General features: G+C 43.9%; 22 protein-coding genes and 1 pseudogene. 15 read left to right on the forward strand and 8 right to left on the reverse strand.

Annotated features, from left to right (window positions below):
• Window positions 1-43: 43 nt before the first annotated feature.
• Entirely contained in the window at window positions 44-1,987 is a 1,944-nt protein-coding gene (locus tag OCV52_RS23530) for a methyl-accepting chemotaxis protein (RefSeq protein WP_137406791.1), read from the reverse strand.
• A 261-nt stretch (window positions 1,988-2,248) separates the two neighbouring features.
• On the opposite strand from OCV52_RS23530, the gene thiE reads away from it, so the two are divergent.
• Window positions 2,249-2,866, forward strand: a complete 618-nt coding sequence (thiE, locus tag OCV52_RS23535) for a thiamine phosphate synthase (protein ID WP_137406792.1) — start codon at window positions 2,249-2,251, stop codon at window positions 2,864-2,866.
• Between the two features lie 99 nt (window positions 2,867-2,965).
• Here the strand turns inward: thiE and OCV52_RS23540 are convergent, their stop codons facing one another.
• Both OCV52_RS23540 and OCV52_RS23545 read right to left on the reverse strand, forming a co-directional pair.
• Window positions 2,966-3,310 carry a hypothetical protein gene (locus OCV52_RS23540; RefSeq protein ID WP_004738871.1) on the reverse strand — a complete coding sequence of 115 codons (345 nt, stop codon included), beginning with the start codon at window positions 3,308-3,310 and terminating at the stop codon, window positions 2,966-2,968.
• Window positions 3,311-3,691: 381 nt separating this feature from the next.
• On the reverse strand, window positions 3,692-4,594 hold the full coding sequence (locus OCV52_RS23545; RefSeq protein WP_137406793.1) for a LysR family transcriptional regulator: 903 nt from the start codon (window positions 4,592-4,594) through the stop codon (window positions 3,692-3,694).
• 10 nt (window positions 4,595-4,604) lie between these two features.
• On the opposite strand from OCV52_RS23545, the pseudogene OCV52_RS23550 reads away from it, so the two are divergent.
• The 4 genes and pseudogenes from OCV52_RS23550 to OCV52_RS23565 form a co-directional block, all read left to right on the forward strand.
• Window positions 4,605-5,231, forward strand: a pseudogene (locus tag OCV52_RS23550) (HlyD family secretion protein); the annotation flags it as partial.
• A complete protein-coding gene (locus OCV52_RS23555) occupies window positions 5,221-6,240 on the forward strand; it encodes a DUF2955 domain-containing protein (RefSeq protein ID WP_137406794.1) in 1,020 nt (339 codons plus the stop codon). The pseudogene OCV52_RS23550 and the gene OCV52_RS23555, both read left to right, overlap by 11 nt.
• Before the next feature lie 24 nt (window positions 6,241-6,264).
• Window positions 6,265-7,332 carry an AI-2E family transporter gene (locus OCV52_RS23560; protein ID WP_137406795.1) on the forward strand — a complete coding sequence of 356 codons (1,068 nt, stop codon included), beginning with the start codon at window positions 6,265-6,267 and terminating at the stop codon, window positions 7,330-7,332.
• Window positions 7,333-7,992: a potassium channel family protein gene (locus OCV52_RS23565; protein ID WP_102423266.1), complete on the forward strand. Its 660-nt coding sequence runs from the start codon at window positions 7,333-7,335 to the stop codon at window positions 7,990-7,992.
• Window positions 7,993-8,031: 39 nt separating this feature from the next.
• Here OCV52_RS23565 and OCV52_RS23570 read toward each other — a convergent pair whose 3' ends face one another.
• Together OCV52_RS23570 and OCV52_RS23575 are read right to left on the reverse strand one after the other, a co-directional pair.
• Window positions 8,032-9,369, reverse strand: a complete 1,338-nt coding sequence (locus OCV52_RS23570; RefSeq protein WP_261900889.1) for an IS4 family transposase — start codon at window positions 9,367-9,369, stop codon at window positions 8,032-8,034.
• 121 nt (window positions 9,370-9,490) lie between these two features.
• Entirely contained in the window at window positions 9,491-10,861 is a 1,371-nt protein-coding gene (locus OCV52_RS23575; RefSeq protein WP_019820442.1) for an L-serine ammonia-lyase, read from the reverse strand.
• A gap of 307 nt (window positions 10,862-11,168) precedes the next feature.
• Here OCV52_RS23575 and OCV52_RS23580 point away from each other — a divergent pair, with 307 nt between their 5' ends.
• Entirely contained in the window at window positions 11,169-12,047 is an 879-nt protein-coding gene (locus OCV52_RS23580) for a YdcF family protein (protein WP_137409103.1), read from the forward strand.
• Window positions 12,048-12,051: 4 nt separating this feature from the next.
• Here the strand turns inward: OCV52_RS23580 and OCV52_RS23585 are convergent, their stop codons facing one another.
• Window positions 12,052-12,729, reverse strand: coding sequence for a hypothetical protein (locus OCV52_RS23585; protein ID WP_137409104.1), 678 nt, complete (start codon window positions 12,727-12,729; stop codon window positions 12,052-12,054).
• Window positions 12,730-12,935: 206 nt separating this feature from the next.
• Window positions 12,936-13,199 carry a putative hemolysin gene (locus OCV52_RS23590; protein WP_137409105.1) on the reverse strand — a complete coding sequence of 88 codons (264 nt, stop codon included), beginning with the start codon at window positions 13,197-13,199 and terminating at the stop codon, window positions 12,936-12,938.
• A 367-nt stretch (window positions 13,200-13,566) separates the two neighbouring features.
• On the opposite strand from OCV52_RS23590, the gene OCV52_RS23595 reads away from it, so the two are divergent.
• From OCV52_RS23595 to OCV52_RS23630, 8 genes are all read left to right on the forward strand, one after another.
• Window positions 13,567-14,085, forward strand: coding sequence for an NUDIX hydrolase (locus OCV52_RS23595; RefSeq protein WP_004742421.1), 519 nt, complete (start codon window positions 13,567-13,569; stop codon window positions 14,083-14,085).
• Between the two features lie 579 nt (window positions 14,086-14,664).
• Complete coding sequence (locus OCV52_RS23600) at window positions 14,665-16,776, forward strand: LruC domain-containing protein (protein WP_137409106.1); 2,112 nt, start codon at window positions 14,665-14,667, stop codon at window positions 16,774-16,776.
• Window positions 16,777-16,789: 13 nt separating this feature from the next.
• The gene (locus OCV52_RS23605; RefSeq protein ID WP_137409107.1) at window positions 16,790-17,302 is read left to right on the forward strand and encodes a hypothetical protein; all 513 of its coding nucleotides are present in this window, start codon (window positions 16,790-16,792) and stop codon (window positions 17,300-17,302) included.
• A 229-nt stretch (window positions 17,303-17,531) separates the two neighbouring features.
• A complete protein-coding gene (locus tag OCV52_RS23610; RefSeq protein ID WP_137409108.1) occupies window positions 17,532-19,295 on the forward strand; it encodes an ABC transporter ATP-binding protein in 1,764 nt (587 codons plus the stop codon).
• A complete protein-coding gene (locus OCV52_RS23615; protein WP_137409109.1) occupies window positions 19,289-21,073 on the forward strand; it encodes an ABC transporter ATP-binding protein in 1,785 nt (594 codons plus the stop codon). The genes OCV52_RS23610 and OCV52_RS23615 overlap by 7 nt, the downstream gene beginning before the upstream one ends.
• Window positions 21,074-21,304: 231 nt before the next feature.
• Window positions 21,305-21,571: a hypothetical protein gene (locus OCV52_RS23620; protein ID WP_061031198.1), complete on the forward strand. Its 267-nt coding sequence runs from the start codon at window positions 21,305-21,307 to the stop codon at window positions 21,569-21,571.
• 47 nt (window positions 21,572-21,618) lie between these two features.
• Window positions 21,619-22,053, forward strand: a complete 435-nt coding sequence (locus OCV52_RS23625; protein ID WP_137409110.1) for a hypothetical protein — start codon at window positions 21,619-21,621, stop codon at window positions 22,051-22,053.
• A 142-nt stretch (window positions 22,054-22,195) separates the two neighbouring features.
• Window positions 22,196-23,389: an ISL3 family transposase gene (locus OCV52_RS23630; RefSeq protein ID WP_261900840.1), complete on the forward strand. Its 1,194-nt coding sequence runs from the start codon at window positions 22,196-22,198 to the stop codon at window positions 23,387-23,389.
• A 24-nt stretch (window positions 23,390-23,413) separates the two neighbouring features.
• Here the strand turns inward: OCV52_RS23630 and OCV52_RS23635 are convergent, their stop codons facing one another.
• Window positions 23,414-24,304, reverse strand: a complete 891-nt coding sequence (locus OCV52_RS23635) for a LysR family transcriptional regulator (protein WP_137409114.1) — start codon at window positions 24,302-24,304, stop codon at window positions 23,414-23,416.
• A gap of 263 nt (window positions 24,305-24,567) precedes the next feature.
• On the opposite strand from OCV52_RS23635, the gene OCV52_RS23640 reads away from it, so the two are divergent.
• The gene (locus OCV52_RS23640; RefSeq protein ID WP_137409115.1) at window positions 24,568-25,743 is read left to right on the forward strand and encodes an MFS transporter; all 1,176 of its coding nucleotides are present in this window, start codon (window positions 24,568-24,570) and stop codon (window positions 25,741-25,743) included.
• The last annotated feature ends 115 nt before the right edge of the window (window positions 25,744-25,858 follow it).

The raw sequence follows: 25,858 nt of genomic DNA on the forward strand, positions 1-25,858 counted from the left end.
ATTATTGGTTTGGAACTGTACCAGCAGTGTATAGACTAGCTGACTAGGTTCTAAATCGGTTCACTTGGCTCTCTAGGTGATGCGCAACCTCAGTTAAGTCGCTAGCTGCACCTGAAATGCTGCTGACTGACTCTTGGTTACTTTGCGCGATGGTATTCGCACCTTGCGCATTTTCACCCAGTGATTTGGTAAGACGATCCTGCTCATCAACCGAAACCGCGATTTGGCTGTTGGCTTGGTTCAGGTCTTGGATGTGTTGATTTATCACATGTAAGTTCTGAGAAGCTTGCTGCGCCTGTGTTGAAGCATCTGAAACCGTACTATGGCTCTCTTTGATCGACTCTAACGCATCTTTAGCGCCACGTTGTAGTGAGGTGATGAGCTCATCAATCTGGCTAGCAGAGTCTTGAGTACGCTTAGCAAGCGTTCTTACCTCATCCGCTACGACGGCAAATCCGCGACCTTGTTCACCTGCGCGAGCGGCTTCGATCGCGGCATTCAGCGCGAGAAGGTTAGTCTGCTCTGATACGCCTTTGATTACTTCCAGGATTGCGCCAATGTTCATCGACTCTTTGTGTAGGTCGGTCACTTTCTGGCTGCTGACCTGCATGCTCTCATCGGCGCTGCCAATTTCATGCAGTGTTTTGTCTACTTCTTTGAGGCCCATCGCGACGTTCTCAGTTGCTTGGTTGGCAACTTGAGAGGCGTGATTAGCACTTGAAGCGATTTCAGATGTACTTGAAGCCAGTTGGTCGACTGCGGTTGAGATGTTCATCATCTCGCTGTTCAACTGCGTTGCGTTGGTCGAGCTGTTGTTAGTCACTTGATTGAGTGACTCAGACATTTCACCAATACGCACACTAGAGCGGTTCACTTGGCTTACGATATCACGCAGAGATTCAATGGTGATCTCCATGTTAGTCAGCAGTTCACCAATCTCGTTCTTGCTCTCAATGTTCACTTCAACATTTAAGTTACCTTGAGAAAGCTCATTGGTGATCTGTTTAACTTGTGCGATACCTTTGGTAATAGAGCGAGTCACTAAAACGGCGCTTGTCATGCCGATAACTAACGCCACACCCGTTAGTAAGATGATGATTTGAATTGAGCGCGTTTCACTGGCTTGCAGCTCTGGTGTCAGCGCCTGTTTCTGTTGTTCTAGAATGCTTTGAGCATCAGCTACCGCGATAGCTAAGCTATCACCAATCGAAGAAAGGGTAGCGGTTCTTTGAGTGTTCTCCAGCATCTGTTGATGAACTTGCTCAAAGCCTTTCGCATAGGCTTCACGCTGGTGAGAGAAGTCTTCAATCAGCTCGCTTTGGTAAGGAGAAGACTTCAGAGACTCAATATCACCCTCAATACCTGGCAGAGCATATTCAAAGATATCTTTACCTGCTTCGTAGGTTTTGAGGTTGTTGTTGTTCGAGTGGCTAATAACCGCGATCTTAGCTGCGAGAAAGTTCTCCATTAGCATACCTGCGTACAAGCTCGCGTTTGGATCGTTGTTATTGTAAGACTCATACAACAAGCTCTGTGCGGCTTTTAGCGCGTTAGTCTCTCTTTTGACCATCTCAACATTCACTAACTGGTCGATCATTAGCTGGCTCTGCTTCATTGAGCCATAGGCAGTATCAAAGGCTGCAACACTGTCTTGAACCAGCTGTATGCTTGATAGGCTATCAGTGTTAGTGGTGTTTTCGATTAAGTTATTAAGCAGATCATCGATCGCTAGTTTGCTTGATTGATAATTCGCTTCATATTGCTCATCCAATGACTCTAAGTAACGTTCAGAGGCTAAACGCATCTGAAGAAAGTGCACTTGAATGTTGCCAGACTGAGTCGCTTTGTGGCTGAGCTCGCTGTACTCGCTAAAGCCGTTCGACAAGGTTTGAATGCCTTTGTAGCTAACAAGGCCTGAAATGACGAAAAAGAGCAAGCAGATGGCAAACCCCAGCTTGATCTTAAGCGCTATAGAAAGGTGGCGCATAACTATCCCTATATTTACCTGATTCCTTCATTTTGGAGTATTTCATAAAACGGTGTATCGGGCATGCTCAAAGTGAATAGTTTGTGTAATAAGTAACGCTTTGGTTAAAAAGTTCAGATTTTTCGATATGATTTCAACGAGTTGCGTATTTGATCTGTTCGTGCAACGCAGAGATTTTAGTATTAACTCCCATGCATAGCAGGCGATTTGTCGGTAAAATAGCAGAACATCAATGATAGAAATCGATTAGAAAGGAACGGTATGAACCCTTACAAGCTCTACTTGGTTACTGACGACCAACAAGATTTAGAAACGCTTAAGTTTGTGGTTGAAAAAGCGGTCGCTGGTGGCGTTACTATGGTTCAAGTAAGAGAGAAGCACGGAGATGTGAGAGCCTTCGTCGAGCGTGCACAAGCCGTTAAATCAGTTTTAGTTGGAACAGGTGTGCCATTGATCATTAATGATCGAGTTGATGTAGCATTAGCTGTGGATGCCGATGGTTTGCATTTAGGGCAATCGGATATGCCAGCCGCACTAGCACGTAAGCTGATTGGTTCAGACAAGATTCTTGGTTTATCGATTGAGACTGAACAGCAGTTACAAGAAGCTGATGACTTGCCGATTGATTACATTGGCCTCAGCGCACTGTTTGAGACTCAGACAAAAACAAATCTGAAAAAGTATTGGGGTTATGAAGGTATTAAGTTGGCGTTGGAAACAACCAAGTTACCGATAGTCGGAATTGGTGGCATCAACGAATCTAATATCCCACAGTTGGTTGAAACAGGTATTCACGGCTTAGCGCTAGTCTCTGCAATCTGTCACGCAGAAGATCCTAAAAAGGCGACGAAAGACTTAGTAAATCTGATGGGAGAGTGAGTTTGTAGCGACTAGAAAACAAATGAAGCGAGTCATTTGTTTTCTAGTTAGCGCGTATGAAAGCGCTCAAGGGAGCTTCAGCTGAAGATAGGACCTATCTTACTGAATACACAAAGCAATGGTGCCGATGATCATCAAAGCGATCGCTGCGTACCAACCGTACTGTGAGGTTTTATCGGCAACGAAAATCTTGATGTAATTGATTTCCTCATGTGCCATCGCAATAAAGTCGGTGTAGTTAATGGATAACTCGCGACTTGTCTCTTTTAAGTCATTTTGTAGTTTGTTGAAAGCCTCATCGATGAAGCCTTTTGTTTCCGAAGCTGACGGCGTTGCAGCCATCGTTAGGCTGTTCCAAACCGCCATACGCGATTCATATTCACTTTCACTGACACAATTAAGTACGCGTAAATCATACTCTCGTTTGTTACGCTCTTTACCCATTTTCTCAGGGCAAATGTTTCTTAAAACGTTCACGACAAATTTTCCAAAAGGTTCATTTAGATATAAAAAAGCACTCGAAGAGCACTCATAAACTGGGGCGAATTAAATTCAAAAAGTGATCTATTTGAAGCTGTTATAGTCGACGTTAGCAATGCCTACACGGGAGATTTGAGGTTAGGTCAGTAGTGTTAAAGAGCGATTTGGATTGATTCGTTAACCATGCATAGGCACGACAACCCCTTTCGGATCGCAGTTTAGTTATGTCACTTTGGGACATCAACTAGGGTGTTTTGTCCAGACGACAAAGATATTTATCGGTGAAATGTGTCGAAATGCGGTAGTGCGGCGAAACGCACTACCGATATTGCAATGTAGTTTTAGCTAGTTTGCTTGCCATTGATTGTATTGCAAAGAGTAACCTTCCAGCTTCTCAATCAGACTCGTGAGTACCGGGCCATTGATGTGACGGCGTGACACCAAGCATCCTACCGGAGTTATCCAACCGCCATGCTCGTGTGCAACAGGCAGAGCAACGAGTTTTCCTTTATTTATGCCTTCCATGACCATCATTTCAGGCACATTTGCCCAACCAACGTTTTGCTCTACTAGGTCGATGATGGTTTTGTGAGTGTTGGCATACCAAAGCATGGAGCTAATGCCATAGGTGAACCACAGCTCACGTTGCTTTGAACTGCGTTGTACACACTGCCGATAGCGTTTTAAGTCTGAATCTTGAACTACTGGCAGCTTGCTGAGCTCATGATCAGCAGAGCTGACGGTTAGGAAGCGTGCTTGGCCTAACAAAAAGAAATCCATATCAACTTTGAGCTCTCCATCCGCATAGATAATGCCGATATGTGCTTTTCCTCGTTTTACTAAATCCTCTACATCGAAGGTGGATGTCGTAATAATTTCGAAGTGTGTGATTGGAAACTGATCGGCTAGGGAGCTGATTATCTTAATGAAATTTGTATCTATGATGCTTTCATCGATAGCAATAATAAGCTCATGCTCGTCTTCTTGTGCCAGTGATTCTACTTTTTGGTCGAAGTACTTTTGTTGATCAAGAATCGATTTAGCGACAGGCAATAAAGCTTTACCTGTAGAGGTTAAAACGGGGGTGTTCTTCTCTCTATTGAACAGCTCTTGGTCGATGGCAATTTCTAAGTTGGCGATCGACTGACTAACATCGGATTGAGCTCGTTTTAACTTACGCGCTGCCGCAGAAAAAGAGCCACTTTCACACACAGTGACAAAGACTTTTAATTGCTCAAAACTGTACATGTTATCTCTCGCGACTTTGGCAACAGCGCGAGCTAACGTGACGAATGCTGAAGCAGACTTGGAACGCGCGAAGCAACAAATGGGTAAAGAGGGTGAAGAGAACAGTCAAGTGAAAGCAGCATTGCTGGCGTTGGAACAAGCTCAACTTAACCTTGAACGCACTGTTATTAAAGCACCAACACAAGGTGGTGTGTCTAACTTCAGCTTGTCGGAAGGCTTTTATGCTTCCGCAGGCCAAGCGATCATGACGTTTGTCTCGACGGAGGATATCTGGATAGAAGCTTACTACCGTGAAAATAGTTTAGGTAATGTCACGGTTGGCGATGAAGTGGAAGTCGCTCTAGATTTTGCTCCGGGTCGAATCGTGAAAGGTCGTGTAAGCAGCATTGATTGGGGTGTCGATTGGGGACAAAACGATCAAGCAGGTAAACTTGCTCAGGCGAGTCAACAAACTGGCTGGTTGCGCCAAACTCAAATGCTGCCAATTACTATCGAATTTGAACGAGATGCGATGCAAGGCATGCTGCGTGTTGGTGGTCAGGCGGATGTGATTGTTTATAGCGGCGATAACTTTGTTTTCAACGCAATAGGCAAACTTTGGATTCGATTTATAAGTGTATTGTCTTATGTCCGATAAGCCTGTACTCGATCAACAAACACAGCAACGGATCCTGCGCTATACCGTCGGGGTCACGTTAGCTGTCTTTTTAGCTGCATGGATTAACTGGCCGCTTGCATTTGTAGCGCCAGTGTTTACGGCTAAGTTCTTAATTGATAAACCAAACCTACATAAAGAAACTGTCTACGAACTGTTATTGGCGGTGGTTGCCATCATGGCTTTAGGTTTGCTGCTGTCTCGCGGGATAACCCATTATCCAATCCCTCTGTTGATTTTGGTGGGATTAATGATGTTGTGGGGTTACTACTTGTTCGTAGACCCTAAATGGAACCTATTTGCTACCGTGTTATTGATTGCTGTGTTGATGTTGCCATTTATGGCGATTGATAACCCTGGTGTCTCAGTATTACTGGCATCTGGCTTGGCGGCATCAGGTGTGGTTTCTGTGATGATCTTTGCGTTAGTCCACGTTTTTTTCCCAGAACCTAAATCTGAATTCTCAGGGTTTGCAGCGGCGCCACTCGAAAAGAGACAGCGCTGGTATGCGGCATTTCGGGCTATGATTATCTCTTATCCAGTGGTGTGTTTTTTCTTTATTTTTCAAGTCTCTGAAGCGTTACTGACAATGATGTTCATTGCGCTACTATCGTTAATGATTACGTCAGAGAAATCGATAAAGTTAAGTGCCTTTTTGGTGATCAGTAACGGTATTGGAGGCTTGTTGGCGATTGCGGCATTCTCGATTCTTTCGATTGTTCCTAACATTGTCTTCTATTCTTTGTTTATCGGTCTTGTTGCTATTCTTATGGCGACCAAGATCTATACCGTTTCAGAAAAAGCGCCGATCTTTGCCACTGCATTTAGCACCTTATTGGTACTTGTTGGGAGCACATTGATGAGCTCTGGCGATATTGATAGCAACACTTTTATTCGCATATTCCAGTTAGTGTTAATTGGGATTTATATGATTTTGGCTTCGCTTTTCCTCGAGACTAGGAATTGGAAGTTCTTACAAAATCAGCCTTAATTTTTGCCTCTACAAGGACGTGTCATGAAGTTAACCGATGATTTTTCTAAACAGGCGATTGACGCCGCAATTAAAATTGCTGCCATCGCTATACTGGTTTATTGGTGTTTTTCAATTTTACGCCCATTCATTTTGCTGGTGGTGTGGGGCGCGATTATCGCGACAGCGCTGTACCCAGTAGCTGTTGCCATCTCAAACAAAACTGGGCTGTCGAAAGGTAAAGCCAGTGCATTATTGAGCATCATTGGCGTGTTGTTGCTGCTTATCCCATTAGTGGCATTGTCTTCTGGCATCTACACGAGTGCATCCGACTTAATGACAGGGCTTCAGGACGGAACCTTGTCTCTACCTAAACCAAAAGAGTCGTTACAAGATATCCCATTCATCGGTGAAAAGGTGTATGCGACCTTAGTTCATGCCTCTTCAAATATCGAAGGCGTGTTCATCAAGTACGCGGAAGAGCTTAAGGCACTTGCCACTAAAGCGGCTTCAATATTAGGATCTCTTGGTGGTGGTTTTATTCAATTCATTATCTCGACCATTATTGCTGGCGCGTTTATGAGTAATGCAGACAAATGCCAGACGGGTGTAACGCTCTTAGTCGCGCGCTTGACTGATGGTAAGGGTGTTGAATTAGTCCAGCTATCGAAATCAACGGTGCGCAGTGTTGTGCAAGGTGTGATTGGTGTTGCTGTCATTCAATCAATTATGTCAGCAATCGGATTAGTGATTGCAGGTGTTCCTGCAGCGGCAATGTGGGCGTTGGCTGTGTTACTTATTGCGATTATCCAGCTACCTCCGATTCTTGCGCTATTGCCTGCAATTATCTACATGTTCAGTGTTGAATCGACTCTTGCGGCAAGCTTGTTCTTGGTGTGGTGTATTTTGGTGAGCGGTAGTGACGCTATCTTAAAACCTATGCTGTTAAGCCGTGGTTCTCATATTCCAATGTTGGTGATTCTGCTCGGTGCGTTAGGTGGTATGGCGATGTCTGGTATCGTAGGCTTGTTTGTCGGTGCAGTTATCTTGAGTTTGTCTTACGAGCTAATGGTCTCTTGGTTAGACTTGGAGCCAAAAGAAGAGGACAAATAGATGAAGGCAGTCTCGAAAGACGACAACTTCTATTTCCTGTTTTACGCACTATTGGTGTTGTTTTTTGGTTGCGCGGTGATGCAGCAGTTTTATCCGCAAGGCCAAAAAACGATTCTGTTCTTGATCATTATTACCTTAGCGGTTTCGATTGTCGGCATTCATAAAGAGCGGTCTCTGTATCGCTCTTGGTACGGTTTGTTATTGATTACTGCATCGGTGTCGGGTGTTTTCTCCTTTCTAGAAGGTTACAACTTGTCGATAGTGACGCTAACGGCATTAACCATGTTCCTGTTTTCGCATATTTACTCTGCATTAAGACAAGTGATGCAAGCGAAAACGGTCACTCCCAATCACATCATAGGCTCTATCTGTATTTATTTGCTGCTAGGCTTTGCGTGGTCGACTATCTACTTGTTGATTCTCGAGATCTTTCCTAACGCATTTAATGGCTTAGAAGAGCAAATTTGGCTAACCAATTTGTTTAATGCGATGTATTTCAGCTTTATTACTCTGACAACGGTAGGCTATGGAGATATTTCTCCAGCCTTGCCAGTTGCTCAGTTCTTTGTATTTATGGAATCGATAATTGGTAGTTTTTACCTAGCTATTATGGTGGCAAGTTTAGTCAGTATTCGGTTGGCACAGTCTCAGTCAGATTAGCGTATATACAAAAAAGCCCGGCGATTGTCGCAATGTAGTTCACTTAAGCGGAGCTGCTTTGCGATTAATTGGGTAGCGAGTCTTTGATATTTTTACCGCCCTAGGCCGATTAGGCTTAGGGCGTTTGTCTATAAAGAGGATTGATAAGTCTCCCCTTAGACTCTTTAAACGCTTAGGTGTATTGCCTGGCGATATCGCTTTACTCATCACCTTCAGTTGGCTCGCTATAAACTGACAAGCGTATTTAAAGCTAATTTCATTCGGCATTCTTCCATGTTCAACTGCTGCCTGACTTGCTTCACGTCTTACCAAATTATAACCAAGCAACAGCCCCCAGAGTTCTTGATAAACAAGGTTTACTGTTTTACTGCGTAATACTAAGGCATTGTGTTGCATTGAGCTTTTGATATCACGATAACCTAATTCGATTTCCCAACGTTCATGATAAAGTTCGGCTACCGCTTTCGCGTCGTAGTCTGCTCTTGGAAGGGATGTAAAAACAGTTTTCTGCTTACCTTGTACTTCATAGGTCACCGCTCTGACTTGCCATTTTTCAGGTAAACTAGGGTTCTTTTTGAGAGCTTGCGGTGAGACGTTCATTTCGATGAGCATATCATTGCTTTCTTCTTCATCTAAAAGTGTGTATTTCAACCCTTTCCTTGCTGGTATCAACCAATGTCTATTAATACCGCTATTTTGAAGAGAGAGAAGTAAGTCTGCACCGTAAAAACCTTTATCTAGTAACGTCACAGAGTTATCTGGTAAAGAGTCGATGAAGGGCATAGCAAGTGGGATTTCACCACGCCGATAAGGGCTTATGGCAGCGTCAACGATGACATGAGAACGGACATTCATCATAGTCACAACTCTTAGCATTGGATGTGGTGTCTGCCTGCTACTCGAGGTATTACCCGAGCCAAAGTGCTCTCTAAGTTCGGGCGTATCCGCGGTGCGAAAAAGAGCACCGTCTACAGCAAAAACTTGTAATCCTTGCCACGTATCATCACGGTATCGTTCAAGACCCCACGTTCGCCCACATTGTTTAAACAACCACTCTGGTGCAGCACTGCCTAAACGTTGTCTTGCCTGGGTTAAAGCACTTTTTGCTAATAACTCTTCATCAGCCAAGCCATCCGCACAGACATTCATTCTTCGTGCGACTTCGGCAATTGGTTCATTACGGAAGAAGGCCATGCCGACAATTAGCCACAAGACCATGTCACTTGGTAGTCGACGTCGGCGAATAGTCGCTTTATCAGAAAGACTAGCTGCCTTAACAACCCATTCATCTGGGATATGTTCAGAGAAAGTGGTGAGTTGAGCTACATCAACAGGATTTTCTTCGAGGAAATCGACAAAATAGTTTTGGATAGACATAAAAAATCGGAAGCCTAGAAACAGGCTTCCGATTATCTCTCAGAAGAAGGATCGGTCAACCGATCCTTATCTGATCTACATTGCCTTCTACAAGGGCATTGTGAACTCGTGTTCTTGTCTGCTATTCACACGGTGGCGCCATGTGAATCACCGCTAAGCCGCCTAACGACGTTTCTCGGTACTTCTTGTTCATGTCTTTACCGGTTTGGTACATGGTCTCGATAACTTTGTCTAACGAGATAAGACATTTACTCGTACGTTTTAGTGCCATACGTGATGCGTTGATCGCCTTCATTGCGCCCATCGCGTTACGTTCAATGCATGGTACTTGAACCAGGCCGCCAATTGGGTCACAGGTCATGCCTAGCGAGTGCTCCATCGCGATCTCAGCTGCAATACAGATTTGCTCGTTGCTACCACCACGAAGGGCCGTTAAGCCTGCTGCTGCCATTGAAGAAGATACACCGACTTCGCCTTGACAACCTACCTCCGCACCCGAAATCGACGCATTGGTTTTATATAGAATACCGATAGCGCCAGATACCGCTAAGAAATCTTTGAGCTGCTTGGTATCAAGCTCTTTGATAAAGCGATGGTAGTACATTAAAACAGCAGGGATAACGCCAGCCGCACCGTTGGTTGGTGATGTCACTACTTGGCCACCTGCTGCATTTTCTTCACTCACGGCAAAGGCAAATAGGTTAATCCAATCCATGATCTCCATTGGATCATTTTCAATGGAGGCATTCGCTTCAAGTTTTTTCAAAAGAGCGGGTGCTCGACGTGTGACTTCAAGGCCACCATCTAGGATACCTTCAGTATCAAAGCCACGCTGCATACACAGTGACATCACCTTCCAGATTTGATCTGCTTTTTGGTCAATAGCTTCCATATCTTGGAAGGATACTTCGTTGCGTAGGATTAATCCGCCAAGGCTCATTCCATTCTTATCAGCGAGCTCAAGGAGTTGGTCAGCAGATGAGAAAGGGAATTCAACTTGGGTTTCAGACTCTTGTTTGCCGTTTTGCAGCTCATCTGCAGTTGCGATGAAACCACCACCAATCGAGTAGTAGGTCTCCATATCCAGAAGCTTACCGCTCGCATCAAACGCAGAGATTGTCATACCGTTTTCATGAAGCGGCAGATTGGTTTTGTGAAAGAGCAAGTCGCTCTCTACATCGAAGTGAATCTCATGGTGACCACTCACCATAAGAGACTTGTCTTCAATCGCTTTGCGCATTGCTAGATTAGCACTGGTTATTTTGATGGTATCTGGGCGGTTTCCAAGTAGACCTAACAGGGTTGCTCGGTCAGTGTGGTGGCCGATACCTGTTAATGATAGTGAGCCGTATAAGTCGATTTGAATACGGGTAACTTGGTCAAGTACAGATTCAATCTTTTGGGTAAAATTAAACCCTGCGATCATTGGTCCATTTGTATGGGAGCTAGAAGGCCCAACCCCAATTTTATAGATATCAAAAATAGACAGCATAGTAACTTCCTGTGAAGACGGTTCGATGGACGAACTCTGTGTAAAATTTGTATTTTGTTCGTTTCACTTATATGTGTGAAAGCGTTCTCTGTTTAAAACTAACGCTAACCAGCGTAACCCTGTGGATCCTATGATCGTGCTATTGTGCTTTTAAGCTGCACTTTGATTGTCGAGTACCTTATTGTGTTGCTTTGCAATAGTGAGCATTATTGCGAGCAACTTATAAGAATTTCAAAATACTTTTGTTCACAAGTATTGTATACATAATTCACTCCATCTAATCCCCAAAACGAGACTTGAACATAAAATGAGCATTAATAACCTCCTTATTGTGCTGGGTAAACGGCTTAATGAGAATGAATTGACTGAGGAAGGAATCAGTCGAGTTGATGCTTTGGTGAAGTATCTGGCGGAGTCCTTGAACGCAGAGCGTCGCTCGTCTACAGCGGTCGCTTTTTGTGGTGGGGTAACCAAAGGGCAGAGTGTTTCGGAAGCCGATGCGATGCACCGATACTTTCGAGAGTTGGAAAGCCTCAGCGAAGTCCCGTTTACTCTGGGAGCGATTTTATTAGAGCAGCATTCAACCAATACTGTAGAAAACATCCAAAATTTAGCTGCTGAGATGATAGAGAGTGGTCTGTTTACTCGTGGGCAAGGTGTAAAGATAACGTTTGTGTCGAATGACTATCACTTGCAACGAATCTTTGAGATTCAAACGCTAATGGACGAGCAAGGTTTGCTCAAAGTTCTCGTTGAAAAGTGTTCGGCGCTTGGCGTAGAACTGCAGATAGATCGCAAGTTGGAGGCTCATGTTGCAGTCCCATATCCTCACAAAACGACTCAAGGTCAGCTGTTTTTATTGATGGATGTGCTTACAACGTACCGAGTGTATCTCGAAGGAGTATGTGCCGGAGCGTTTAAGCGAGATTTGAAGATGGTGAGGTCGGAGCCAGAAAGGCTTTCCTTGGAAGCTTTGGCGAAAGCAAAAGGCTTAGTCGGAAGTTCACCTAAGTTTAGTATTGTGGAAAGTCTGCTTCCGGTATTGGAAGGCTGTATTCGAGGTACTCCAGTAGGTACGGATATAAAAAAAGTCAGGGAGTACCTAGCGTTACTGGATACCACCCTAACTTTTCTGAATCGATTGTTAGATCCTGAATCGGATCATACGCATCGCTGGTGGCGATAAATCGTTATTTTTTTCTGGTGATGCCTAGAACTGTTTTTAGGCTAGCAAACGCAATTAAGCAGTAGGCAAGTAGTTCTGTGCCTTCTTCTGCAATGTTTTTAACGGCGCGAACGTAATCATCGCCCATCACATTGTGCCAAAAGCTACCCATACAGAATAGGCGAGAGAATACTAGTAGTAGCATTACGCCTGTCACTAATAGGTTCATGTGTGGAGAAGCCAAAATTAGGGCAAGTTGATCGATAGTACGCTTACCGTTTTTTACTGCATAAAAAATAGCGCTGCCAGCAACTAGCGCAGCAGGAAAAACCCAGGCGCCGTGTGCGATCTTATCAAACCAAAAATCCATTTCACGGATGAACAATACAGCGAAGAAAGCGCTAATGAGAACCGCAGCGTTTTTCACTTCATTTCTCTTTCTCGCTAGGTAAACAAAAGAACCTGAACTAACGATAAGTAGCAGCTGCTGTAACATTTCTGTAACTGAGATCTCACCAACATTTCCGTTCAATAATACGAAATCAATTCTGAGCACTGAGTTAGCAATAATACCAATCGCAAGAACGAATAAAGCGGTTTGACAGCGCTTGTAAATCACTTGAGAGGTTGATTGAGAAACGTTGAACTCAGTGGATTCATAAGACATGTGAATTTGCTTTTCCGTTTTCGAATGATTTTTCATTTCATTTCAATTCAACTTGTAAATGTTTGTAACAGGTCGATATTTTATTTACTTATATATTGGCAGTGTCAGAGAAATGTCAGAAATAAAACAGTGTGCAATTGGTGTGTGTATACGGTAAACCGCTGCCAATTGGCAGTCGGTTTACGTAATTGATTGAATATAAAAAAAAAGAGGGAGGGATTGGTGGGTATCAGAGTGGAGCGCTATTCACTTTTAGCTTCTGAGTCTTGCTCATGATTATTTCGGTAATATTCCCATTGCTCAATATGTTCACCGCTATCAAAAACACAATAAGTGGTGCGTTGATTGTTTTCTGTGACCGTGTCTAATTCGCCATCCTGTTGGACACAATAAACGGCCGCTGGATTAGCGACTGAAACACGTTGGCCTTCGCTATACTCTGCATAGTCGTTTGCACAACCACCTAATACAACGGCAAATACAGCCATCAAACCAATTTTCTTCATGTTTATCTCCTACGTGATAACTCTATAGTTGAATACAACAAGTTCTACAGAACCCAATTAGAAGCTCTATCAAATGAGTATATTTTAGATTTCAGAAAAGGTTGTTCTAATTTGGTCAAGATATTGAAATAGTTTGATATTTCGCCATATTTAGCTGCTTTTTGAGGGCTAGATCAAACTAAGCTGGCCGGGTTATAGAAGGGTATTAATTGTTGAGTGGGGGCTTTTCAGAGGCTATGTGATGTTTTCTTGCTTGCCGGCTATGGGGTACAAAGTTAGAAGGTGTGTTGATGTGAACCGCTATGAACCTCGAATCTATGATTGATTATGATATGATGCCGCCAAATTCAGTTGAGAAGTTAGAGCCATGAGACACCTAAAAACCACCATTCACCCAGATATCGACCACCTAGATAACAAAACAGTTTACAAGCGTAATGCCGCCAGAGCGATTGTCTTAGATGGTGAAGATATTCTGATGCTGTATACCGAGCGTTATCACGATTACACCATTCCAGGTGGTGGCCTTGATGAAGGCGAAGACGTGATTGCGGGCATGGTCCGAGAGCTTGAAGAAGAGACGGGTGCAAAGAACATTCATGGCATTAAGCCGTTTGGTATTTTTGAAGAGTTTCGTCCTTGGTATAAAGATGATGCAGATATCATGCATATGATCTCCTACTGCTATTCGTGCAAGATCGATCGTGAACTTGGTGAGACGGCTTACGAAGATTACGAAGTTAAAAACGGAATGAAGCCTGTGTGGATGAACATCCATGAAGCAATTGCTCATAATGAAAAGACGATGGCCGAAAGCCCTAAAAAGGGTATGAGCATTGAGCGCGAGACGTTTTTGTTGCATTTGATCGCGAAAGAAATGCTGTAGCCTCACCAAACCTTATATTGCAGTCATTGCACGGAATTAAGTGTTCAGCTGTAACTAAAGCGCAACCGATAATGATCTTTGAACTGTTTAACTCACCCCGCATTTAAGCAGTTCATCGTTAGCGCTTGCAGCCCCCCCCCCCCCAACTTTGCTTACAGCCAATAGTCATTATTTCTCCAGTTTCATGCAGTTTCCTGCTGTTTGAACGACATCTTTATTCGCTTGGAATCTACTTCTCTCACTCCTATCTATGACAAGCTGTCAAATTGAGTTACTTCATTCATCAAATTGATTCCTATTTTGAAGTTAGTGTTTATTGGGTCTAGAACCTAAGGAGAATGTAGGTAAATAAACTAATACTTTCATGATGTTAGATTTGTTTTCTAAGTTTAAAAAAACTTGGCTTCACTCTTGCTTAACCTACTTATGCAACTCGTTTTGTCGGCGCCAAAATAAAAAAGTAGACATCCTTTGTCTCGTAGCATCAGATTTTAGGGACACATTTATTTAGCTTTGCCGTTCAAAGTTTACGTACTTTTCAAGGAAATCGCCTAAGCGAAGAAGAAGTCGAGGTTAACTATGAAATACAAGCAAATTATTTATCTCATCGGAGCAATAGTTAGTGTCCCGGTCCACGCAACCATAGTGGACTTGGATTTTTCAAATCACATAGAATCAACAAATGGCAGTAGCAGTTGGGCAGGGCCGACCTACGATGGCGCCTCTATGCATTTTCTAAATGTCGGTACACACGATGGAAAAACCATAGATGCAAAGGTATCCAGTAGCGTATTTGGTGATGCGACATTTTTGTTTCATGCACCCAATTACAAAGTAGGCGCAACACAACCGTCAGGTGATATTGGTTTTCTCTACCAAACTAATTCTGCTGGTTCTGCGGGGCTGATTTATACGTTCGAATTTTTTGATGGTACTGACGGTCTCTCAGGTACGTTCTCTGTTCCTTACACCATCCCTGAATTTGAAATGATTGGCTATGACATTGATGGTGAGCCCGTTCAGTCAGAGCAAGTTCGAGTATTTAAAAGTGAAGGTTTTTACAGTTACCAGCTAGGTAGTGCGAGTGCCAGCTTGACTGCTGAAGAGAGTGCTGATGGCAATTCAGTTCTCTTCACCGGACCAGGCACCAATTATTCTGAAACTGATACGTCAGGTGCGGTTAAGTTTACCTACAAAAATACCTCTATTGTTACCCTTCAGTTTGAAACTGTTACAACGAGTGGCAGTGGCTTCCCTAACCCAATCTTTTCAGCGTTTGATGGTAACTGGGATTTAAGTGGTTTTACGAATCCGATAGAGAGTTCCAATGAGTCTGATTTCGGCGATGCGCCGGATACCTATGGAACATTACAAGCAAGCAACGGTGCGGAGCATGCTGTTTCTTCAACGCTCTATCTCGGGGCTAATATCGATGCTGATTCTGACGGACAACCGGGCGCCTTATCAAACGGTGATGACTTGGATGTTGACGGGAATGATGACGACGGTATTACGCTACTTACTAACTTAGAAATTGGTTTGGATAGTCTCATCAACGTCAACGTTGTGGGTAATGGTTACCTACAAGCTTGGGCTGACTGGGACTTGAGTGGTACTTTCGATGATGATGAACAAATCTTGAAAAACCATTCGGTTGTTGAAGGGGGCCAAGTGGTTCCAATTCGAGTGGCTGATGATGCGAGTGTGGGGACTGTACAAACACGTTTCCGTCTAGCGAGCAGCCCTAACATCCCAAGTGATGGTTACGTTGGTGACGGGGAAGTCGAGGATTACGTGTTCAACGTGACTGATCCGGGAACCACAATTCAACACTCTAACTACTACACTGCAGCGTTCGAAGATAACTGGCCTGAAGTTGGTGACTTCGATTTAAACGATGTTGTCGTTTATTACCGAACCACCATTCTGAGTAAAGACGATGCTGTATTGCGTATGGATATCAGCGGTAGCATCATGGCCTACGGTGCCTCTTATGGTAACGGCTTAGGTTGGAAATTGAGTGGCTTTGATGAGTCGGATGTCGACTTGCAGACCGCCAGAGTGCAGAAAAACGGCGCAACTCGTGTGAATATCTCACCGTTTACGGGCGAAGACAAATCGGTTGCATCACCAGGAGGTGACCTTGTTGTTGTCGCTTCGTTGAACTTAAAAAATGATATCCCTATTAACGATGAGTGTATGTTCCACCGTACCAACCCATCTTGTAATCCGTCTCTTGAGTCAGATCAAATGACGTTTAGCATCTCACTACCGTTTAACGACGACGATCAACCAACGGTGAGTTCACTTCTGCCACTAAGTGGTTTCGACCCATTCATCTTCGGTCCGGGTGAAGGGTATTACCATGGCTCTAGCTTTACTGGCTCTCCGGGTAAAGATCTTGAGATTCACACAGCGGATCTTCCACCAACGTCACGTGGTACGTTAGTAAGCGACTTTTACGGTGTGGCACAAGATGATTCAGATCCAGATAGTGGAAAATACTACAGAACTACGCAGAACATGCCTTGGGGTATCTTAATTTCATCTCCTTGGAATCACCCATCCGAGTACATTGATATCAGTGAAGCGTTCCCAGACTTTGCAGAATGGGCGACGTCTGGCGGTTCTTCTAAACCTACTTGGTATCTAAACCCTAACTCAGACAAAACTTGGTCTACTGAAGATTAATCAAGGAGGATTTATGAAACTATCAAAACTAATGCTAAGTAGTGTGACTCTTGTCTTCCTTGCAGCGTGTGGCGGAGGCGGCGGTGGTGGTGGCTCTACCACATCAGCTCCAAGCTCTGTCCCACCTGCGGATGATTCTTCATCAGGCAACTCGTCATCTGCTAATAACACAGTGACGTCTAGCATCGCGCCTGCGGCACAAGTGTTGAGTTCGGTCGAGCTGACCATACCGGAAGGCTTTGATTTCTCAACTGAGAGGGAAGTCGCTGTGACGGTCGATGTCGCAAGTTCACAAAGTTCGCGGGGCTATTTGAGCTTGTACACTGAGTTTGATGGGGACGTTGTCGACTACACCTCACAAGTGTTAAGAATGCCTATTAATGAAGACACTGACTTTTCAACAACGCTATTGTTGCCCAACCATGTTGATAAAGTTTGGGTCGAAGTGTGGTACCCATCAGCATTGGGTAGCGAGGTGAGAAACTCATATAGCATAGAAAATGACCAAGTCGATGTGATTCTCTAACATGGTATGAGTGTTAGTTAGCGCTTCATATTCGAACCATTAATATCTTTGCCGCCATATTGGCGGCAAAGTTGTTTCTGCAATACAAAAAATGAATAGGACTGACGAATAATGGAATGTGGTTGATATTGTCAACTAAGTGTTTTTGGTGTATCTTTACCATCGTGATACAACCCTAATTAAAGAGTATCACTATGTCGCTTTATGTCTGCCCTCAACAAAGAACGTTATGAATAAAAGACAGTTTATTGCCCATTACTTGCGCATGAATCGCACCTCGTACTTACTTGCGGTTGTGTTCATTTTTCTCGTTAACTGGTTACAAGTAGAAATCCCTCGTTATATTCAATTGGCAATAGATCTGATTGATGACGCCTCTTCAAGTGGACATCAACAGTTGCAGTCCTATGTGTGGATCGTTGTTGGTATGTCGGTTGCTATGATCGTTGTTAGGATTCTGTCTCGCATTTACGCGCTTAACCCCGGGCGAATTACAGAAGCTTCACTTAAGACCACTCTTCTACAAAAACTGAATCGCTTGCCAAACAGCTTTCACGAGCGCTTTGCTTCTGGCCGTTTAATCTCAATCATTAACAATGACCTAAGTGGTATTCGTTTGATGTTTGGTGTTGGCTTTCTGCAATTCTTTAATGCGTTGCTCGCTCTATCGCTAACGCCGCTATACATGTGGCGTATATCGCCAGAACTAACCCTGTATTCGATCATTCCGATTTCAATCGCTTTCGTGATTTTCCGAGTTGGCTTTAAGCGCATGAAAACGCTCCATCTAGAGCATATGAAGCGCCTTCAAAACTTGTCTGCGCAACTGATGAGTTATCTGTCTGGGATTGATCTGATTAAAAGCCAGCAGATGTCACCCTGGGTAAAAGAGGAGACTGAGAAACTGAATCAGTTGTTACTTGAATGCCGCCTTAAAATCACACGTATCCAAGTCTTCTTTATGCCGGTTCTCGATTACGCCAATGACCTGATGAAAATTATTATTCTAGGTCTCGGTGGTTTTATGTTGATGAGACAGGAACTGACCCTAGGTGAAATCACTGCATTCCTAACTTACTCAGTTTTGCTCGCCATGCCGCTTATGCAATTAGGACGAATCGCGACGATTTATCAGCGTGGCATGGTCGGTATTCAAAGCGCACAAACTATTCTTAATGCCAAGATACCAGAGTTGGATGAGCAGAAACTGTCTGAGCTCGATGTGGATTCCTTAAAAGGAAAAACGTTCTCCGTTCGTAATCTTAGCTTTAGCTATCCGGGCGAGGAACGTCTGATTCTAGATGACATCAGTTTTGATATTCCCGCGGGGAAGAAAGTCGGTGTGTTAGGTGGTATCGGTGCGGGAAAAACGACGTTGGCGAACTGTTTGAACCATCACTTAGACACTCCACAAGGTTCAGTACTGCTTGGTGAGAGAGATATCACTAGCTTCTCGCGTAGCGATTTACGTCGTTACGTTAAAACGGTCACCCAAGACCCGTATTTGTTTTCAGCCACTGTTGAAGCGAATATTCGTTTTGGTAGCGCCGATACCGAGCTAGCAAAAAGCCAGGTTGATGAAGTGTTAGAGCTTAGCCAACTAGCCAGTGATGTGACGCGCTTTGAGCAGGGCGACCAAACTTTAGTCGGTGAGAAGGGCATCATGTTGTCAGGGGGGCAAAAACAGCGCCTGAGCATTGCTCGTGCTCTATTACAACCAACCGATCTCATCATTATGGATAACGTTCTGTCTGCCGTTGACTACGAGACTGAGAGAAAAATCTTAGAAGGCCTATTTAAGCGATTGGAAAATCAGTCGGTTCTTGTTGTCTCACATCGTGTTAATGCACTTGAATACATGGATGAAGTTATCGTGTTGAATGAAGGCAAAGTGATTGCTAAGGGCGACCATAAAACCCTAATGAAAACTTGCGATTACTACTACGAGACATGGCTACTACAGCAAAATGAAACGGAGGCAGCAGCATGTTAAAAGGTGTTGACCTCAAGTACCTCAAGCATTTCTTTAAGTTTGCTAAGAAATACAAAGGCTCGGCGATTTTGGGCATTGCGATGCTTCCGCTTTCTGTCATCACAAGCTTGTTGTTCCCTTGGTTGATTATTCAAGTGATCGACGTTCAGTTGAGTCATGGTGATATGGACGGGCTGTTAGAATACGTTTTCTACCTCGTTGCTGTACTAATCGTCAGTTATGTAGTGGATACCACTTACGCATATAACCTACGTAAAACAGGTCAATACACGATTACTGACATGCGCTCAGTTCTGTTTGCTCGTGTTTTGAAATTGCCACGCAGCTACTTTGACAATACACCAATCGGTGTCACGCTCTCGCGTCTAACCAGTGATTTAGAAACCATCGGTGAGACGTTTGTTCAGTCGGTTGTCGGTTTGGTAAAAGACAGCATTAACACCATTGCGCTGTTGGTCATGATGTTCTTAATTGATTGGAAGCTGACGCTGATCGTATTGATCATCATGCCTCCGGTCATGTATCTGACTGTACATGTTCGAAATCGACTTCGTGCTCTGTATAAGGTGACTCGTTCGTCACTGGCTCAAGGTATTGGCTTCTTGCAAGAAGTGCTGTTTGGTATGAAAACCGTACAGATGTACCGAGCAGAAGAGCAAGTCGAACAACGTTACCAAGGCTATACCGACGAGTTTTTGAGAGCGCAGAAAAAGATCAATAAATACGACGCTATTCTGTTCTCATTCATTTCTGGTATTACATCCATCACCATCGCGGTAATGATTTGGTACGGTTCTGAGCAAGTGATAGAAGGGGTGCTCACCTTGGGTGTGCTGATTGCGTTCATCAACACCTTAGAAAAAGTGTTCGTACCGATTCGAGACTTCACCTCACAGATTGCTTCGATTCAGAGCTCATTTGCCGCGTTCGACCATATCGAAGAGCTGTTTGTTGAACCGACCGAAGAAGAGGGGCGCAACCTGCTGCCATCAGAGAAGGTTGCTAAACCGTTAGAGCAGTTTGAAAGCCTCGAGTTTAAGAACGTAAGCTTCCGCTACAAAGATGATGCTCCGTACGTTCTAAAGAATGTCTCGTTTGTATTGGAGAAAGGGCATCAAATCGCACTGGTGGGCTCTACAGGCTCAGGTAAGTCAACGATTCTGCGTTTGATCTCGAAAACCTACCAAGACTATGAAGGCAGCATACTGCTGAATGGCATTGAGCTGTCGCAGATCTCTAGTGAAGACTCGGCACATTTGTTCTCGATGATGATGCAAGATGTGCATTTATTCGAAGAGACGATTGCGTTCAATATCGCACTAGGTAAAGAACATTTATCAAGTACCGAGATTGAGCAGGCGGCGCGTTATGTTTATGCCGATAAGTTTATTGAACAACTGCCTCAAGGCTATGGCTTCCAACTAGATAAGAACGGGGCGAATCTATCGGTTGGGCAAACTCAGCTTATCTCGTTTGCAAGAGCCGTTGCTCAAGGGGGACAACTGATGATGCTGGATGAGGCAACCAGTTCGGTAGATTCGATTACCGAGGATCTCATTCAAAAAGCGATGCAGCGTCTGTTCAAAGAGAAAACCGTGATTGCGATTGCCCACCGTTTGAGTACTGTTCGTCACTCAGACACCATTTTGGTGTTGGAAAAGGGTGAAATTGTTGAGCAAGGTAATCATCAACAACTGGTGGCGCACAATGGTATTTATGCTGGCTTGTTACAAGAATCGATTGTAGAAACGGGCGATTCTCAAGCTACGTTAGCCTAATTGCCCAAAATCAGGCTGTTGCTTTCAATAAGACGAATTGGTCTTGTCTATGCTTCACCAATTTATCTTGTTTCTAATATTCCCAGTAGGTTAGGGAAATTAAACATATTTTTCGATTATTAATATGTTATGATCTCCCTACTACTAAAGGGGTGTCTTTGGGCATCGGGATGTATGCGAGCAAATTTACGTGCTTGTGTCAGTCACTTTCTGGCGAATATGGAATCGAAAATGTTGTTGGAAGAAGTTGTAGAAATCATTGAATTAACCGACTCAGACCATTTATCTCACGCAATGGACCTGTTTAACGAGCATGGCTTTGTTTCCGCAGAGCATTTACCTTTCATGTCGGTGGTTTTTGAAACCGCACCTGAGCATCTTGCGAAGAAACTGTCGCAAATTGGCTTCAAAGGTTTAGTGCAAGTAGAGAAAAGTGAAGACGCAACTGGCTTTGTGATCGTTGACGCTGAACGAGCTCAGCTTAGCAAAAGCGCGTAATCAGAAACGCTCAATAATATCCGTTATGACAATTTGAGGTTAACACAGTGACAACAGCTACCGTTTCAGCAACAGAGCAACAGATCTCCAATGAACATGCACTTTTGGGTGCATCGTTACTAGCGGCCCAAAAAGTAGAGTTGGCGCTGTTTAATGTGATCTCTAAATTAGCGAAAACCTTGTCAAAAGATGCTCAGAAAGAGCTCGGTTTAGACCTAGATACTTTTTTGAGAGAGAAGGCGAGCCACCAAGAAGCAACGCTCAGCTTGTATGAGAAGACGTTCGGTGAACAACTACCGCTGAAAAAAAACGAACTTAGCGATTTTATTTATCATAGAAACGTAGTGACTCGCAGTTTCTGGCGAGTGACTGGTGCTGATGTTAAGGGCGGCGAGAAGCTAGCTAACCCTGAACTCTACCTAAAAGAGTTTCTTGCTAAATGTGAATACTGGCAAGTGATACTGGATAACCAATCCAATTAATCACGCCGAAAAAGAAAGCCATATAAGAAGTGCTATGGCTTTTTTTTGGTTCATCGCGGATTAGCGGGAACTAAAAACAAAAACGGTAGTAAGTGATATGGTTTAGTCGCCAAACAAAAATCATACACAAACTACCGTTTTCATGCCGAATCATACTTTCCTATCTTCATTCTGGGAAGGCTTTCAAGTCGTAAAGTCTCACCAGACAGCATCACTTATTACCCTGACTCTTGAACCGAACTCTGAGGCTAAGTGCCTTTGTGGTCTCGAGGCCGAGGCTATTCATGAGTATCAATGGCGTCATGTAAAAGAAGCCATGTTGCTCGGTGTTCCTGTTGTTCTTTCTGTTCAAACGCGAAGAATCAAGTGCCGTGAGTGTGGCATAAAAACAGAATCTCTATCTTGGTTGGAGCCTTATGCTCGTATAACGAAGCGCTTAAGAAGCTATATAGAACAATTACTGCCTCTTCTTCCTATTAAGCATATCTCCCGGTTAACGAACGTTCATTGGCACACCATTAAAGAGATAGATAAATCCCGACTTAGAAAAGTGGTACCGCCAGTGAAATGGGAGGAGCTAAGGCAACTCGTCATGGACGAGTTCGCCATCTTTAAAGGGCATCGATATGCCACGGTCATCGCTGACGCTAAGACACACCAAGTCATTTGGATAGGGTTAGGCCGAAGCCGTAAGGACATACGGCCGTTCTTCGAGCAACTAGGCAAGCATGGCAATAATATCGAAGCGGTCGCAATGGACATGAATACGGCTTTTGATCTTGAAGTTAAAGCACACTGTCCGAACGCAAAAATCGTTTACGACTTATTCCATGTTGTTGCTAAGTTCGGTCGAGAGGTGATGGATAGAGTCAGAGTCGACCAAGCCAACAAACTCAAGCAAGATAAAAAAGCGAGGCAATGGATCAAGCGCTCACGCTGGGTGTTGCTAAAAAACAGGGGTAATTTGAATACACAGCAAAACAGCTATCTTACCGAAATATTGAATATCAATAAGGACTTAATGACCACTTATATACTCGGAGCACAACTCAAAGAGCTTTGGTATTGTGAATCAGAAGTACATGCTAAAGGGCTCTGGGAGGCGTGGTGGGCACAAGTACAAGAGAGTGGAATTAAGCCATTGAAAGAGTTCGCACGAAAACTAAGGCCTTATCTTCACGGCATTATCGCATCTGCGAGTTATCCGCTTAACACCTGCACATTGGAAGGGATAAACAACAAGATAAAGCTAATCAAGCGAATGGGATATGGGTATCGAGATACAGACTACTTCTTCTTGAAGATAAAAGCGGCTTTCCCCGGAAAGCCGCGATGAACCTTTTTTTATCTGTGCACTAACCTAATTGCTGACATTCTGTTTGATTAAATCAATCACGGTGTTGTATCGATGAGGGAGCTTGCGGTTTCGCTTTTGGACTAAGTACAGCGTTTCCTCAACTTCTACTTTTGGCGGGACGACGTGCAACTTATCTTTTTCAGCAAAATGTTCCACAGCACCAGCTGGCAGCACGGTAAACCCTAATCCTTTTGATACAGGCAGCAGTATCTGATGAAGTTGGTTGATATAGCCTGATTTCGGTATCTCATTAATGTTGATGTTCGCGAGTTCTTTATCACCACACAGGTCAAAGTACAAAGAGAGGTAATGCGCAGAATCTGGGTGAGCAATCAGACCAATCTCGTGAAGTGTTTGTGGCGTTATCTCAAGGTCGGCATGGCTGTGGTGCACGATAAGACACAATGCTTCTTTTCCGATAACTTGGCTTTGGTAGTAGCTGTCGTTCGGTGAGTGTCTTACGATACCGACATCGGTCGTGCCTTGAAGTAGGTCATTTAATATCTTTCGATTCGGTGCAGCCTCAAGATTAATGCTTAGGTCTGGGTGTTGCTGCTGCAGTTCAAGAAGTTTGGGATATAAGCGTAAAGAGAGTGAGCCTGAACAAGATAGGTGACACTGCCCAGAGTAAGGGTTATCAAAACTGAGCGACTCGAAAAGGTCTTCTTGGTCTTTCTCTAGTTTAAGTGCATAGCGATACATAATCCGACCTTGCTCGGTCAGCTCGAAGCTCTTATTTTCTCTCGAGAGCAGTTCACAGTCACATGCTTGCTCAAGCTTTTTGATGTGTTGGCTTACACCTGGTTGAGTCATGTACAACTTTTCAGCCGTTTGGGTGAAATGACCGACTTCTACCAGAGTCTTAAATGTGTTGAGCCAAAGTGGATTAATCATACTCGCCTCTTAATGCCGAAGTTTGTAAAACACGCCATAATGAATAACAGAAAATTATTATTATCCCCATTAATGATAAATGCAAATCCAGAATGAATTGAAAATATAGGCAGAGATGCACTCGATATCGTTGAAGAACCAAAAGGAGATGGCTTTAAGGCAATACATTGGTAGCAGGTGAGTTTCATTTTTTGTAACAAAGTGTTGTGACTTTGTTGGTTATTTGGTCTAGTGATCAGCCGCGCTCATATTTAGGAACAAAGATGAATAGAAATGTTTGGCTACTGTCACTGTGTCAGGCCTTATTAATGACAGGGAATATTTTACTGATTTCCGTGATTGGATTGATAGGAAAACAGATTGCGCCCAGTGCCAGTATGATTACCTTACCAGTCGCGTTGCAGTTTTTGGGCTTGATGGCTGCCACCATTCCCGCTTCTTTGATTTCAGGTAAGTTAGGCCGAAAGCGAGGCTTTAGTATCGGTAATCTCGTCGGTATAACGGGGGCGAGCCTAGCAACTTACGCGTTATTGCAACAAAACTTCTATCTGTTTTGTTTTGCGACTTTTTTATTAGGTATCGGCATTGGCTTCGGAACGCTTTATCGCTTCGCGGCTATTGAAGTGTGTGATGAAAATGCACGACACCGCGCAATCTCGATTTCAATGGCTGGTGGTGTCCTTGCGGCGGTACTCGGGCCGAACTTAGCGATTATGTCTCAGCAATGGTCGCAAGATGGCCTGTACATTGGGGCTTTCGCTTCATTAATTGGCTTAAACATTTTGGCCCTCGTTATCTTACAAACCATTCAATTCCCTAAAGTGTCGTTTAGCAACCAGACACCAAAATCTGATCCTTTGAGTGCAATCGTCAAGGCTCCGAATTTTGTCGGAGCCGTCTTTGCAGCAATGGTTGCCTATGCGGTGATGAACATTCTGATGACGGCTACACCATTGGCAATGATTGGCTGTGGTTTCGACTTTACTAAAGCGGCGGGTGTGATTGAGTGGCACGTGTTGGGTATGTTTGTCCCTGCCTTCTTTACTGGGTCACTCATCGAGAAGTTTGGTTCAAGAATGATGATCTTGGCAGGTGGGATACTGTTTGTGTTTTGTATTGCCATCAACATCCATGGTGAGTCGATTTGGCATTTCAGAGCGGCTTTGGTTTTACTCGGGGTAGGCTGGAACTTTATGTTCATCGCGGCAACCGGTTTGTTCAGTCAATCTTATCAACCGCAGAACAAAGCGAAGGCTCAAGCGTTTAATGAGTTTATTGTCTTTGGCTGTGTGACAGTAACGGCGTTGCTTTCTGGTTGGTTAGAGTCGACAGCGGGCTGGCAAAACCTCAATATCTACGTATTGCCATTTGTGTTAGCCGTTATCATATTGTTTGCATTTAGCGCACGTAAATCTCGCATTCAAAATCAACCTGTATGATGAGTTATCGCTTGTTTGGAGATATTAACTCCTTCATTTGAACAGAGCGTTAGGCTAGCTTTTCCGAAGCACAGACCAATAAAAAGCCCTACCGATGACGGTAGGGCTTTTGCTT

The organism is Vibrio chagasii (assembly GCF_024347355.1).
GTDB lineage: Bacteria > Pseudomonadota > Gammaproteobacteria > Enterobacterales > Vibrionaceae > Vibrio > Vibrio chagasii.